Raw genomic sequence first — 13,794 nt, 5'->3', positions numbered from 1 at the left:
GATAAGAGAGACCGGCATCGTTCCACCCCTTGGTCACGGCGACAGTGACTGGGAGTCTGCCAGGCCCTACCGACATGTTGCCCGCGTCCGAAACCCCCTCGGCCGGTCCGAGTTGTCCGGTCCTGCCGATTGCGGATCCGCGCTCGTCGGGCAGACTGAATGCGTCGACCGAGCACAGGGGCTGATGAATGTTCACACCGCGCAAGGGGATTGCGGCATCGACGCGCGTCACGCTACTGCCCGCGGTGGTCGCCGCGCTCGCGCTGCTGACCACGGCGTGCGCCGAGGACAAGGCCCCCGCCGGACCACCGCCCCCGACCCTCGATCGGTATTACCAACAGACCCTGGCGTGGGGTTCCTGCGACGGCTATCAGGGCGGTGCGGAGCTCGGCGCGGCCGGTCTCGAGTGTGCCCGGGTGACGGTGCCGATCGACTACGGCAACCCCGACGGTGACACCGGGCGCATCGCCCTCTCCCGGCTGCGCGCCGCCGGAAAACGGGTCGCGTCGCTGCTGACCAACCCGGGCGGCCCCGGCGCGCCGGGGCTCGATCTGCCGCTGGCACTGGCGAAGTCGCCGGTGGCCGAGCGGTTCGATCTGATCGGGATGGACGTGCGCGGGCTCGGCGCCTCGACCCCGCACGTCACCTGCCGCACGGCCGCCGAGTTCGAGACGGGCCAGCGCGTGCTCGGCCGGACCGATCCGCTCGTCGAGATCGATCAGATCGAGGAGGAGAACGAGGAGTACGCCAATTCGTGTGCGCGACGCACCGGGCTGACGCTGCTCGGGCACGTCGGCACCGTCGACGTGGCCAGGGACATGGACGTCGTGCGGGCCGCGCTCGGCGAGCAGAAGCTGACCTACTTCGGCGGTTCCTACGGCACCCGCCTGGGCTCCACCTACGCCGAGCTGTTCCCGGATCGCGTGCGCGCCATGGTCCTCGACGCGCCCGTCGATCCGACCACGAACATCAGCGACCCGGTGATCACCGCCGCGGGCTTCCAACGGGCGTTCGACGCCTACGCCGCGGACTGCGCCAAGTCGCCGGACTGCCCCCTCGGCACCGACCCGGCCAAGGCGAGCGAGAAGTATCGCGCCCTGGTCAAACCTCTCATCCAGCAGCCGATCAGCACCGCGGATCGCCGCAAACTCGACTACGGGGCCGTCACCACCGCGACGATCGCCTCGCTCTACCATCCCGCGTCCTGGCCGGGTCTGACCCGTGGACTGACCGAGCTGGCCAGGGGGCACGGCGAAGCACTCCTCGGCGACGCCGGCGTCTACGAGGACGCCTCCTCCGACGAGGTGCACCGCGCGGTGCTCTGCCTGGAGGAGGTCAGGGTCACCGACCGCGCCGTCGCGACCGACATCGACCGCCGATCCCGCACCGCCGCACCGGCTTTCGACGACGGACTGCCCGGTAGCGCGGCGCCGCTGGACGCCTGCGCGTTCTGGCCGGTCCCGCCCACCGCGCAACCGCACGTGCCACACGTGGCCGGGCTGCCAAAACTCGTGGTCGTCGCCGTCACCGGGGATCCGGCTACGCCGTACCCCGGCGGTGTGTCCCTCGCGAAAACCCTTGGGGCCTCGCTGATCACCTACGAGGGCACCCAGCACGGCGCCGCGTTCGAGGGCATCGCCTGCGTCGACGAGCCGGTGCTGAAGTATCTGGTCGATCTGACGCCGCCGGCCGAGGGCCTGCGGTGCTCGAAACCGTGACCCGCCGACCTACCCGTCGACGACCACGACCTCGGGGCGTGGGAGGGTGAACAGCGCGTTGGCGGCCAGCTTCTCGAGATGACGCAGTTGGCGTTCGTGCACGACGATCCGGCGCAGGGCCTCGTTGATGGTGGCGTTGCTCGTCGAGGTGCCTATGACGGCGGCCGCGGCGGCGAGCAGTTTCTGGTCGAGATCGATCCGCACGGATTTCATGCGTCCTCCTTCATACATTCGCCATTTTGCGCTATGACGCTCGTTCCCGCCGGGCAAATCGGAGGAGATCCACCGGATGCGCGGTACCGACCACGAGAAATGCACGGCAACAGGGGGTTAGGGGGCCGCCTCGGCCTTACCCACCGTTCCGGCCGGACGCTCCGCACACACTCGGCATCGTAGCCGCCGCGCGCCGGTGGACCGCGTTCCGCCGCAGGCTGGGCGGGCGCTGGACAGCTCGCCGGCGAAGACCGCCGTCGGACGCCGGTAATTACGCATCCATGGACCCTCAGCTAGACACTTTGCCAAGCTGCGCGGGCTTTTGTTGTCGACAAGCCCGAGCGGTGCTTGCATCGAGGTATGTTCACCGAAGCTCAGCTGTACTCACCGGTGACCCGGTCCGGCGACGGCGATGTGACCGTCCACCTGAGCGACGAGCACCCCGGCGTGCACGACTCGGACTACCGGGCCCGTCGCAACGCCATCGCCGCGCTCGCGCTCGACTACGCGCCGGGTAAACCCGTGCCGCAGATCGGCTACACCGACGAGGAACAGCAGGTCTGGCGAATCGCCTCGGCCGAGCTCTCCCGCAAACACCACACCTACGCGTGCGCCGAGGTGCTGGACGCCGCGGCGCGGCTGGCGCTGCCGAAGGACCACATCCCGCAGTTGGACGAGGTCTCGGCGGCGCTGGTGCCGCTCAGCGGTTTTCGCTACGCCCCGGCCGCCGGGTTGGTGCCGCTGCGTCAGTTCTTCGGCTCGTTCGCGGATCGGACCTTCCACTCCACCCAGTACATTCGCCACCACTCCGCGCCGCTGTACACCCCCGAGCCCGACGCCATCCACGAGATCATCGGCCACGCCAATCAGATCGCGAGCCCGCGCTTCGCCGCCATCTACGAGGCGGTCGGTGCGGCGGTCGGCAGGCTGGAGACCGACACCGCGCTGAAGTTCCTGGCCAATGTCTTCTGGTTCTCGATGGAGTTCGGCGTGGTCCGCGAGGACGACGAGGTTCGTTGCTACGGTGCGGGTTTGCTCTCGTCGTACGGGGAGATCGAGGAGTTCCGCGAAGCCGACCTGCGGCCGCTCGACGTCGCCGCGATGGGCACCGCGGTCTACGACATCACGCACTACCAGCCGATCCTGTACTGCGCCGAGTCGGTCGGCGAGATCGAGGACGTGATCGGCGGGTTCTTCGCCACGATGGACGACGACACCCCGGACCGGCTGCGGCATTCGAGCGCGGCCGGGGCGCAGTAACTTTCGCCGGCGACGGTCAGTCTCGCCGACTGATCGGCAGCCCGGCCTCGAGCAGGTCGAGCATCCGGTTGATGTTGTCGACGTTCATCGGGGTGATCCGCGCGATCGCCAGCCCCGCGCCGGTCAGCGCGCCGGCGAGGACCCGGATCTCGAAATCGTCCTCGGCTCGGCCGATTCGCTCGGCCATCATGGCGGAGACCATCGCGATATTGCGCTCCAACTCCAAGGCGATGGCCGAGCGCAGCTCCGGCACGTGATAGACGAGGGCCTGGCGTTCCTGCTCGAAGGCCAGCGCCGGCGCGGGCAGCTGGGTGAAAACCTCCGTGATCGCGTTGCGGAACGCGGCCAGCGGCGCGATGTCGGGTGGCTGGGCCCGCACGGCCTCGATCAGCAAGGGATCGAGGTCGTCGGCGAGCACCAGCTGTTCCTTGCTGGGGAAGTAGCGGAAGAAGGTGCTCGGGGAGACCTCCGCGGCCGCCGCGATCTGCTCGACGGTGGTCTCGCCGTAGCCCTGACTTCGGAACAGCCGGAACGCTTCCTCGCGAATCGTCCGGCGAGTCCGCTCCTTCTTGCGCTCACGCAGGCCGCGCACCGCGGGCTCTTCCCCGGACAATTCAACCGACATGACTCGATTCTGACGCATCGGCGGATCGGACGGCGCCACCGGCGACATCCGACGCCGCCGCCGGGTCGCCCGTGGTCACCTCGACGGGTTGCCTCGATCGGATGAACACGGCGGCGACGGCCGCCGACACCGCGCACAGGATCGCGCAGGCCCAGAGCATGGCGGACATGCCGCCGACGAACGCGGTCTGCACCTGGTGCAGGATCGTGGAGTCGCCGAGCCGGCGGGCCACCGCGACGCCCGCGTTCACCCCGTCGGAGATCGGCTCGTGATTCAACGGACCCAGTTCCGAACGGTATCGGGTGGACAGCACCGTCCCGAGCACCGCGACACCGATGGTGCCTCCGGCCTGGCGCAGCGCCTGGATCAGGGCGGAGCCCGAGCCGGAGCGTTCCGCGGTGAGCTCGCCCATCGCCAAGCCCATGGCCGTCGGCATCGCCAGGCCCATGCCCGCGCCGAGCAACGTCGTCCACAGCGCGGTGAACCCGTAGCCGCTGTGCACGTCGGTCATGGCGCCCAGCGCCAGCGCGCCCGCGAGCAGGCCGAAGCCGAGGGTGAGCATCGCCCTGGTGCCCAGCTTCGGCAGCGCCTTGTCGACCACCCTGCTGCCGACGATCAGCCCGCCGATCAGCGGCAGCAGTCGCAGTCCGCTGCCCAGCGCGTCCACCCCGAGCACCGCCTGGAAGTACTGCGGCACGGTGAAGAACATGCCGAACATCGCGAAGTTGACGACGATGGAAAGCGCGGTGCCCCAACGGAATCCGGCGATCGCGAACACGCTCGGATCGATCAGCGGATGCGCCGTCACGCGCTGCCAGAGCGCGAATGCGCCGAGCACGAGCGCGCCGGCCACGACGGCGACCCAGCCCATTCCGTTGCCCCACCCGTGCTCGCCGAGCCGGATGAATCCGTAGGTGAGGCCGAGCATGCCGAGCACCGACAGCAGCACCCCCGGCACGTCGAACCGGAACCGCTGCTCGCTGCGCGACTCCGGGACCAGGGTGAACACGGCGAGCGCACCGATGACCACCATCGGCACATTGATCAGGAACACCGAGCCCCACCAGAAGTTCCGCAGCAGCCAGCCGCCGACGATCGGACCGAGCGGCAGGCCGATCGCCGTCGAGGTGATCCAGATGGTCAGCGCCCGCTGCCTGGCCTCGGGCTCGGGAAACAGCGAGGGCAGCACCGCCATCGACAGCGGTATCATCGCCGCGGCCGCGACCCCGAGCACCACCCGCGCGACGATCAGCTGACCGGCCGAGGCGGCGAGCGCGCAGGCGAGTGAGGCGCCGCCGAAGACGAGCAACGCGGCGAGCAGCAGTTTCTTGCGGCCGTATCGATCGCCGAGCGCGCCGGCGGGCAGCATGACCGCGGCCAGCGCGAGCGTGTACGCGCTGCTGAACCATTGCAGCGCAGCGGTATTCGCGTTCAGGTCGACGGCGAGGGTGGGCAGCGCCACGGTCAGCACCGTGACGTCGAGGCCGATGGTCAGCATCGCCACCGCCAGCGCGCCGAGCGCGAGCCAGCGCCGGGTCGAGTCCATCTGCATGGGACCTCCAAGTGAGAGTTTATACTTTTTGATAGTAGCTCTCATTTAGTAGTCTATGTCAATACTCTTCTCCCGCTGGAAATCGCTAGGCTCGCGAACGATGAAGATTTGGCTCTCGCGCAGTCGCGCCGCACTTCGACTAGGTTCCGCGCTGGCCGCCCTGGCGGTGTGCGCCGGCACGGCTGTTCCGGCGTTGGCCGCGCCGCCGCCGAGCACGCCGACGACGCCGTTCACCACGCCCAATACCGACAACTGCCCGCAGAAGACGAGTCCGCCCGCGCCGATCGATCTGTCCGAGGTGCCCCAACCCGGCGAGCCGACGCCGACCGCGCTGCCCATCCCGGCACCCCCGGTCGGCGGCGACCGGCTCGGCGAGTGCGGCGTGGTCCTGCCCAAGGGGGCGCCCGCTGCGCCGCAAGACATTTCGGCGACCGCCTGGCAGGTCACGGACCTGGACACCGGCGACGTGCTCGCGGCCAAGGACCCGCACGGGCGCTACCGGCCCGCCAGCACCATCAAGGTGCTGCTCGCCACGGTCGCGCTGCGCACCCTCGACTTGAACAAGGTGGTCGTCGGCACCCAGGACGACGCGAACGCCGACGGCACCAGGGTCGGCATCGGCCCCGGCGGCCACTACACCAACCGCCAGCTCATGCAGGGCCTGATCATGTGCTCAGGCAACGACGCCGCGCACGCCATCGCCACCCAGCTCGGCGGCGAGGCGGCCACCGTCGCGAAGATGAACGAACTCGCGAAGTCGTTGGGCGCCTTGGACACTCGGACCGCGAGCCCGTCCGGCCTGGACGGACCCGGCATGAGCACCTCGGCCTACGACCTGTCGGTGCTGTTCCGCGAGGCCATGACCATCCCGCTGTTCGCCGAGCTCATCCACACCGAGCAGGTGGACTTCCCCGGCTATCCCGCGAACCCCGCGATCGAGGGCGACAAGGACCACCCAGGCTTCGCCATCGGCAACGACAACCACCTGCTCTACGAGTACGAGGGCGCCCTCGGCGGCAAGACCGGCTTCACCGACGACGCCAGGCAGACCTTCGTCGCCGCCGCCGAGCGCGGCGGCCGCAGGCTCGTCGTCACCCTCCTCAAGGCCGACGTCCGCCCGCTGCGCCCCGCCGACCAAGCCGCCCGCCTACTCGACTACGGCTTCGCCCTCCCCCGCGGCACCTCCGTAGGCGAGCTGCCCAGCCCCGACCGCAAACAACGCACCTCCGGCGCCACCCTGGCCTCCCCACCACCCGGAGACCAAGACTCCCGCCCCGTCACCGACGAAGACCACGGCGACACCCGCCTTCTCTGGATCGCCGGCGGCACCATCCTTGCCCTGGCCCTACTCCTCGGCGCCCGCCGGTTGAACCGCCGACGCTAGACCAGCCCCATCAATGATCTTCGCGCGGACGGAACCTTTTCGAACCACCCCGCGTCTATGGCATATGTAGGCGTTTCCATCGACCGAGTGCGGTCGCTGCATGCGAAGGGTGCGTTGACGTGGCGGGAGTTCTCGGCGTGGACATCGATGTTCTGAGCAAGACGGTCCAGGCACTACGCGGTGCCGAGCAGGTGCTCACCGATGCGCTGACGGCGATGAGCAAGGAGGGGCACGGCGACATCGGCACGAAAACGCTCAACGACGCGGCTGACAGTTTCCAACGGCGGTGGCGCTTCGGGCTGGAACGGATAGGCGAATCGGCCAAGGTCACCGCGGAAGGCGTTGGAAAATGCCGCGACGCGTACCGGGACGTGGATACTGCTCTCGCCGACGTCCTAAACCAGGTCACCGGTGTCACCGATGGACAGACACGGGCGAAGGCATGAGCGACAACCCGTATCCGAACCTCGGCTTCAACCCGGTCCCGGGCATCCCCGCCGACGTGGCCGCGCTGCGCGGACAAATCGATACGTCGGCCGTCGCGGTGCGGGAAACCAACGACCTGCTGTCCCGACTACGCAACAGCAACGACGACGTGTGGAAAGGCGATGCGGGCGACGCCTTCCGCGCCGATTTCGACGCCACCCTCGCCCAAGATCTCGGCTACGCGCAGAAGTCTTTGGAACGCGCCGTGACTCTGCTCGACCAATGGCACACCGATCTCCTGGGCTACCAGGACACCGCCACGCGACTCGAGGCCGAGGCCGCCGACGCGAAGAGCCGGCATGCCCAAGCGGTCGCCGCCCTGCAGAGCGCCCAAGCCAACCCCGACCTGGCGCTCGCGAACGTCATGTTCACCGACCAGGGCGAATTGCAAGCGGCGCAAGCGCGCCTCGACGCGGCAACAGCTCAGGTTCGAGCGGCCGGCACCGAGGTCGACAACTGGCAGGGAAAGATCGACTCCGTCCTGCAGCGCGCCCACGACCTGGAAACCCAGCACGACGGTACGGCGCGCCGCGCCGCTACCGAACTGGACTCCGCCGCAAAGGATTTCGCGCCAAGCCCGCCGGACAAGAGCATCTGGGACCGGATCGCCGATGCGGTGAAGAGTGTCGGTGAGTGGATCGATGAGCATCGCGAGGGCGTGCACCAAGCGCTGTCGATCCTGGCCGCGGCCGGTGGGCTGGTCGCCCTCGTGACGCCGCCGCCCTTCGACATCATCGGTTTCGTCGTGGCTGCCGGCGCCACTGCGGGACTGCTGGGACTGGACCTATCGGATCCCGCGATACGCGCCGGACTACAGAACGGTGAGCTGGACGCCTGGACGACGGTCGGACTCGACGCGATGGGGCTCGCTCCGGTCGGCGGCGCGGGCGTCGGCGCGGGAAAGGTCGGCTGGGGGCTGCTCCGCGGCGGCAGCGAATTCGCCGACGGCGTTCACGCCGCACAATCGCTCAGCGGGTTGGAGCGCATCGGCGGCACCGTGTACAACGCGGTGACCCACGAACCAGGGATAGTCTCCAAGGCGATCGGCGGAATTCCGGGTGTTCCCAAAGTCGTCGAAGTCTTGGGGCTCGACCGGGCCACCCGAAATGTCTTCCAGGCCACCGGCATAGCCGGAGACCACGCGGAGGTCGCGACGGCTGCCGAAGCCGTCGACTTGTTCTCTCGTTCGGGCAAGGTCGTCAATTCGATCCTCGACGTCGTGTTGCCCCAGACGGCGGGTGATTGACGTGTCCGCCTGCAATGGTCGCGAGCCCTTGTCCATCGCGATAGATGTGCCGGGCGGGTACGTCGCACTACCCCTGACCGACATCGCCGGCTCGGTGTCGCGCGCCGAGTCGGTGTTCGCGGAAATCGGTCCCGGGCCCGTGAGTTCCGCGGCACCCGCTGTGCTGCAAGCGTTGAAGGTGCTACTTACCAGGGCCACCCAGCTGAACGCCGTCTACTGCGGGCTCGGCCGGCATTCCGCGGCCGACGGGCAGACGATATCGTCCACCTTGATCGTCTCGGTGCATGAATACGGCGAGCGCAAAAATCCGCGCCTGGCCCTGGCGGACGTGCTGACGGCGCGCACTAGCGACGGCGGGACCTTCGAAAACATTGAAATGATCCAGGTTTCCGGTCGGCCGATACTACTGCTCGACCGAGTGCGCGAGCTTCCGGCTCCCGACTTTCCCGATCGGACATCGGAGAGTGCCGTCGCGAAGGTGTATCAACTGGAGGCGGTCGTTTCCGCAACGGACGGTACCGCCATCGCCGCCGTCGAATGCTCGACTTCATCTGTCGAATACGGGGAGGAATTCGTTCCGATGATCGCCGCCATGGCAGCGTCGGTGGAGTTCGTCACTTCGGCCGCGTCGTCCCGTGCCCCATCATCGCTGGATCTGTGAGCCGATGATCGTGCCGAACGAGATGATCACGCCGCCTCCGGCCAAGGCACATCCGACGACCAGGGCTGCCATGCGGAAAGGTCGGATCGCTCGGTGGCTTCTGTTCCTGGTCGGCGTCGGTAGTTTGCCGCTCACTGTGTTCTTCATCGATCTGCAACCGCGGGTCGCCTCGAAGAATCTGGCGACGCTCGCCTCGCTGGGCATCAGTCTGTCGGCGTTGGTCTTGGGGATCGCGCTGCCTATCGGGGGGACACTGCTGTGGATCAATCGACGAAGGCGAAAGGCCCTGCGGCGGTTTCCGTGGGTGTCGTGGCCGGTGCGTTACATCGCCACCCGCCGCTACGAATGGGTGCAGTTGCTGGATCAGCATCGCGTTCCGGTGTCGACGCTGATCTTGAGTACGTGGCCCAGAGATATCGGAAAGCTGGTGAACCACAGCACCTCCGAGATCTGGTTCGCCGGCGATCCGAACAAATACGGCATCGTCTCCAGGCCGGGCGGCGGCGATCTGCGCTACGCCTACCGCTCCAGATTCAGGCCGGCGCCTCAATTCACCTTCAGAACGGATGAGACGCAGTCGAATACAGGTTTACGACCGGAATACCAGCTGGTCCGGGAACGCGGACATACCGTGATGAAGCCGGTGGACGAGTCGGCGGTGCCGAAACGGCACGGCGGACGGAACGACGAGCGATACCCCGCGCCACGCATGCTGCGGCGCGTTCTCGCCTTCCTCCTCGACTGGGTCATCCATGTCGGCTGCGGCATCGGCGCCGCCGTCGCCGTGAGTCCTGCGTTTGCCCCGGACGCCATCACACGGCACGACTGGCAACACGTGGGAATCAAACCCATTGTCCCGATTGGCTTTTTCCTCGCCGCCTCGGCGTTCGACCGGGTCGTCATCCAGTCGATATTCCATACGACGATCGGGAAGGCGCTGTTCGGGTTGGTCGTCATCCGCCCGCAGGACGGCGAGTACCCGTCATTCGGTCGTCTACTGGCCGTGTGGTTGTTGCATGTGTATCTCCCGTACGGCCTCCTCGGCGGGCCGGGTCCGGACGACCTGGAGAACTACTTCCTGCCCGCCGTACGCCGACGAGATATCCGGCGCGGCGGTACACCCTGATCGCGGGTTCCGACGTCGAAACCCGCGCACGGACACGGATGTAGCGCACTGGGTCAGCGTTTGCCTGGGCGGCGCAGGGTGGAGAGGGCCAGGGCGGCAAGGGCTCCCGCGCCGAAGAAGGTGGCGCCGGCGCCGACGGAGAGTTCGCGGGCGGAGACGCGGGGGGCGATGACGGCGGCGGGCGGGGCGGGGATCTGCGCTTCCTGCTGGTTGTCCGAGGCGGTGGCGGCCCAGGCGGTGGCGAACAGGATGATGCGGTAGGTGACGTAGCTGAAGACCATCAGGCCGATGATCGAGCCGAAGGCGGCGCCCGCCGGACTGCTCAGCACCTTCTGCAGATAGATCGAGCCGACGAACTTGAAGACCTCGAAGACCAGTGCGGCGAGCGCGGCGGCCTTGGCCGCGCTGGCGAGGGTGACGGGTTCGCGCGGCAGCCGGGCGATGACCCAGGCGAACACCGCCCACGAGGCGAGGAACCCGAGCAGGATCGACACCAACGACAGCAGCAGCCGGGCGCCCGGCAGGTCCGAGAGGTTCAGGCTTTCCAGCAGCCGCTCGCCGAGAGTGCTGGAGGCCAGTGCGGAGAGGCCAAGGGAGACAACGAAGGCCAGGCCGAGCCCGAGCAGCGCGCCGAGATCGGACAGCTTGGCCATGAACCAGTTCTGCTCCTCGCTCTTCTGCTCCCACTGCTCGGTCAGCGCCGCCCGCAGGTTCGCCATCCAACCCAGCCCGGCCCAGACCCCGGCGAGCAAACCGAGCGTGCCGACCGTGCCGCGGGACTCGACCGCCTTGTCGATCACCTCGTTCAGCTGCTCGCCGACCGAGCCCGGAATATTGTCGACGATCTTGGTCTGCACCTCGCCGAGCAGATCCGGATTGCTCGACAGCACGAAACCCGCGATCGCGAAGGCGACCATCAGCAGCGGAAACAGTGACAGCACCGTGAAATACGTGATGCCCGCCGCGTAGTAGTCGCCACGCTGACGCTGATACCGCCCGCCCGCTCGCACGAGATGGTCCAGCCATGGCAGCGCCTGGATCCGTCGTTCGATCCCGGCCTTGACGTTGTCGATCACCTGCACCAGTTCGCCCCTTCAGGAGAGACCTCGCGCGGTATCGGCCACTAGCGGGTCAGCAGACCCACTCGCTCGTATACCTGTGCGAGGGTGTTGCCGGCGATCTCTCGCGCGCGCTCGGCACCGGCGGCGAGGATACGGTCGAGTTCGCCCTGATCCGACAAATACTCTTGCACCTTCGCCTGCAGTGGCGTGACAAATTCGACCAGCGCGTCGGCGACGTCGGACTTCAGGTCACCGTAACCCTTGCCGGCGTAATCCTGTTCGAGCGTGACGATCGGAGTGTCGGTCAGCGAGCTCAGGATCACCAGCAGATTGCTGACGCCCGGCTTCTGCTCCGGGTCATAGCGGATCTCGCGCTCGGTGTCGGTGACCGCCGAGCGGATCCGCTTGGCGCTGATCTTCGGATCGTCGAGCAGGTTGATCAGGCCCGCGTCCGTGGAGGCCGACTTGCTCATCTTCGAGGTCGGGTCCTGCAGGTCGTAGATCTTGGCGGTGCCCTTGACGATGTGCGCCTCCGGCACCACGAACGTCTTCTTGAATCGGGTGTTGAAGCGCTGGGCCAGGTTTCGGGTCAGCTCGAGGTGCTGGCGCTGATCCTCGCCGACGGGCACCTGATGTGCGCGGTAGAGCAGGATGTCCGCCGCCATCAGCACCGGGTAGGTGAACAGCGCGACAGACGCGTTGTCGGCGCCCTGCTTGACCGACTTGTCCTTGAACTGGGTCATCCGGCTCGCCTCGCCGAAGCCGGTGATGCTGCTGAGCACCCAGGCCAGCTCGGCGTGCTCGGGCACCTGGCTCTGCACGAACAGCGTCGACTTCTTCGGGTCGATGCCGATGGCGAGCAGCTGCGCGGCGGCGGCCTTGGTCTTGGCGCGCAGTTGCTTCGGATCCTGCGGCACGGTGATCGCGTGCAGGTTCGGGATGAAGTACAGCGAGTCGTAGTCGTCCTGCATGGTCACCCAGTACTGCAGCGCCCCAAGGTAATTGCCGAGGTGGAACGAGGTACCGGTGGGCTGGATCCCGGAAAGGACCCGCTGCTTGCGTTCAGCGGCCGGGGTTTCTGCAGGAACGGACATACCCCGATCTTTCCATGCCGCGTCCAGCCTATTTAATAACCCCGTCACTCACCGGACCGCGGCGCGCCGTTGCTCACCCGAGTTCCGCTCCACCCAGCTGCGCGGGTCCACTCCCGGCATGCTCGGCCTGCCCTTTGCGGCCAACTCCTGTTCGCGCCGAGAAACGAGCTTGTAGACCGGCGCGCTCGGCCCCGCCAGGGTCTCGCGCAGCACCGGCGGCGTCAACGGGGTCGCCACGTGGGCGGTGCGCACCGCCTGCGCGAGCGCCCGGTAGGCGATCTGTTCGGCGGTCCCCCAGCGCATGCCGTACATCCGCCGGATCCGCGGCGGCAGGCTGCCCTGTACCAGAAGGAAGAACGCGGAGGTGACCTGCCGCATCGGCATCCGCTGCGGATACGGCACGCGCTGCCCGGCGAGGTAGGAGCCGACCAGGCACGCCTCGTCGGTGAGGAAGAGTTCGTCCGAGGCGAGGTAGGTGTCGAAGGACGCGCGGAACTCCCGGTAGCTGCCCGGCGCGGCGCTCGTGGGCATGCCGAACAGCTCACCCCAGCGCACGTAGTCCTGGTACAGGCCCTCGCGCTCGCCGTCGGTCATCGGGCGGACCAGCAGGTCGTACATCACCTCGGCGGAGTCGAAGGTGAACGCCATGGTCATGTACATCAGGTGCGGGTCGAGCGCGGAGTAACCGGTGCCCGCGGGGTGGTGCGCGCCGGCGTCCTCCGGCAGTGCGCCGCTCACACCCGCGTGCTTCTTTTTCGTGAACTCGAGGGCGCGATCCGCCTCGGTCTTGGTACCGAGGAACACGGCCTCGAACAGGTGGCCGGTGAGCGCGAGCCTGGTGTACGGGGTCATCCTATGCGCGGTGTTCTCGGCGGTGCCGACGTAGAGCAGCGGGTGGACCGCGCCGACGACCAGGGCACGCTGGCCATAGGTGAGGCCGACCGCGCGCTTGCGCATGACCCGGCGGGCCATGGAATGGTCGCTGAAGTAACCGGGCTCGGACATCGCCGCCTCCTCGTCGAGAGCATCTGGCAACAGCATCCGCCAGATTTCCGATTCTGGCAATACTCTCTGCCAGAATTGTGGCGTGCCAGAATCGGGGGATGACAGCGCGCAGCGATTCCGCGGGGGGCCGGGCGACGGGTGGAATAGTCTCGCGCAGCGAGTCCGTGGGGGGTGCTGGCCGGGCGGCGGGCGGGCAAGCCTCGCGCAGCGAGTCCGTGGGGGGCGGTGGCCGGGCGACGGGCGGGCAAGCCTCGCGCAGCAGTTCCATAGGGAGCGGCGGTCGGGCGACGGGCGGGCAAGCCTCGCGCAGCAGTTCCATAGGGAGCGGCGGTCGGGCGACGGGTGAGCCGGCCGCGCGCAGCG

13 protein-coding genes are annotated in these 13,794 nt (G+C 68.0%); 7 read left to right on the top strand and 6 right to left on the bottom strand.

Features of this window, described 5'->3' with window-relative positions; translation table 11 throughout:
- The first annotated feature begins 188 nt into the window (after positions 1 to 188).
- On the top strand, positions 189 to 1,718 hold the full coding sequence (locus ON39_RS05970; RefSeq protein ID WP_040731962.1) for an alpha/beta hydrolase: 1,530 nt from the start codon (positions 189 to 191) through the stop codon (positions 1,716 to 1,718).
- A 9-nt stretch (positions 1,719 to 1,727) separates the two neighbouring features.
- Here ON39_RS05970 and ON39_RS05965 read toward each other — a convergent pair whose 3' ends face one another.
- Positions 1,728 to 1,931 carry a type II toxin-antitoxin system VapB family antitoxin gene (locus ON39_RS05965; protein ID WP_040731961.1) on the bottom strand — a complete coding sequence of 68 codons (204 nt, stop codon included), beginning with the start codon at positions 1,929 to 1,931 and terminating at the stop codon, positions 1,728 to 1,730.
- A gap of 360 nt (positions 1,932 to 2,291) precedes the next feature.
- Here ON39_RS05965 and ON39_RS05960 point away from each other — a divergent pair, with 360 nt between their 5' ends.
- On the top strand, positions 2,292 to 3,191 hold the full coding sequence (locus tag ON39_RS05960; RefSeq protein WP_040731960.1) for a phenylalanine 4-monooxygenase: 900 nt from the start codon (positions 2,292 to 2,294) through the stop codon (positions 3,189 to 3,191).
- Between the two features lie 16 nt (positions 3,192 to 3,207).
- Here ON39_RS05960 and ON39_RS05955 read toward each other — a convergent pair whose 3' ends face one another.
- Positions 3,208 to 3,816: a TetR family transcriptional regulator gene (locus ON39_RS05955; protein ID WP_040731958.1), complete on the bottom strand. Its 609-nt coding sequence runs from the start codon at positions 3,814 to 3,816 to the stop codon at positions 3,208 to 3,210.
- Positions 3,806 to 5,368 (bottom strand): DHA2 family efflux MFS transporter permease subunit, encoded by a 1,563-nt coding sequence (locus ON39_RS05950; RefSeq protein WP_040731957.1) that lies wholly within the window; start codon positions 5,366 to 5,368, stop codon positions 3,806 to 3,808. The genes ON39_RS05955 and ON39_RS05950 overlap by 11 nt, the downstream gene beginning before the upstream one ends.
- A gap of 100 nt (positions 5,369 to 5,468) precedes the next feature.
- Here ON39_RS05950 and ON39_RS05945 point away from each other — a divergent pair, with 100 nt between their 5' ends.
- The 5 genes from ON39_RS05945 (at position 5,469) to ON39_RS47000 (ending at position 10,271) form a co-directional block, all read left to right on the top strand.
- Positions 5,469 to 6,752, top strand: coding sequence for a D-alanyl-D-alanine carboxypeptidase family protein (locus tag ON39_RS05945; protein WP_040731956.1), 1,284 nt, complete (start codon positions 5,469 to 5,471; stop codon positions 6,750 to 6,752).
- Positions 6,753 to 6,889: 137 nt separating this feature from the next.
- Positions 6,890 to 7,198 carry a hypothetical protein gene (locus ON39_RS05940; protein ID WP_146251069.1) on the top strand — a complete coding sequence of 103 codons (309 nt, stop codon included), beginning with the start codon at positions 6,890 to 6,892 and terminating at the stop codon, positions 7,196 to 7,198.
- A complete protein-coding gene (locus tag ON39_RS05935) occupies positions 7,195 to 8,484 on the top strand; it encodes a hypothetical protein (RefSeq protein WP_051186340.1) in 1,290 nt (429 codons plus the stop codon). The genes ON39_RS05940 and ON39_RS05935 overlap by 4 nt, the downstream gene beginning before the upstream one ends.
- Positions 8,477 to 9,145: a hypothetical protein gene (locus ON39_RS05930; protein WP_040731949.1), complete on the top strand. Its 669-nt coding sequence runs from the start codon at positions 8,477 to 8,479 to the stop codon at positions 9,143 to 9,145. Before ON39_RS05935 ends, ON39_RS05930 begins: the two co-directional genes overlap by 8 nt.
- Positions 9,146 to 9,149: 4 nt before the next feature.
- A complete protein-coding gene (locus ON39_RS47000) occupies positions 9,150 to 10,271 on the top strand; it encodes an RDD family protein (RefSeq protein WP_051186339.1) in 1,122 nt (373 codons plus the stop codon).
- A gap of 53 nt (positions 10,272 to 10,324) precedes the next feature.
- Here the strand turns inward: ON39_RS47000 and yhjD are convergent, their stop codons facing one another.
- Genes yhjD through ON39_RS05910 form a run of 3 tightly spaced genes read right to left on the bottom strand, consistent with a single transcriptional unit; the run spans position 10,325 to position 13,431 of the window.
- Positions 10,325 to 11,353 carry an inner membrane protein YhjD gene (gene yhjD, locus ON39_RS05920; RefSeq protein WP_040731947.1) on the bottom strand — a complete coding sequence of 343 codons (1,029 nt, stop codon included), beginning with the start codon at positions 11,351 to 11,353 and terminating at the stop codon, positions 10,325 to 10,327.
- Positions 11,354 to 11,394: 41 nt separating this feature from the next.
- Positions 11,395 to 12,426 carry a tryptophan--tRNA ligase gene (gene trpS, locus ON39_RS05915; protein WP_040731944.1) on the bottom strand — a complete coding sequence of 344 codons (1,032 nt, stop codon included), beginning with the start codon at positions 12,424 to 12,426 and terminating at the stop codon, positions 11,395 to 11,397.
- 48 nt (positions 12,427 to 12,474) lie between these two features.
- Complete coding sequence (locus ON39_RS05910; RefSeq protein WP_040731966.1) at positions 12,475 to 13,431, bottom strand: oxygenase MpaB family protein; 957 nt, start codon at positions 13,429 to 13,431, stop codon at positions 12,475 to 12,477.
- Positions 13,432 to 13,794: the final 363 nt, after the last annotated feature.

The sequence above is a fragment of the Nocardia tenerifensis NBRC 101015 genome, assembly GCF_000308715.1.
In the GTDB taxonomy this organism is placed as follows: Bacteria; Actinomycetota; Actinomycetes; order Mycobacteriales; family Mycobacteriaceae; genus Nocardia; species Nocardia tenerifensis.
The sequence above is the reverse complement of the archived record's forward strand: the minus strand, read 5'-3'. Positions and strand labels throughout refer to the sequence as shown.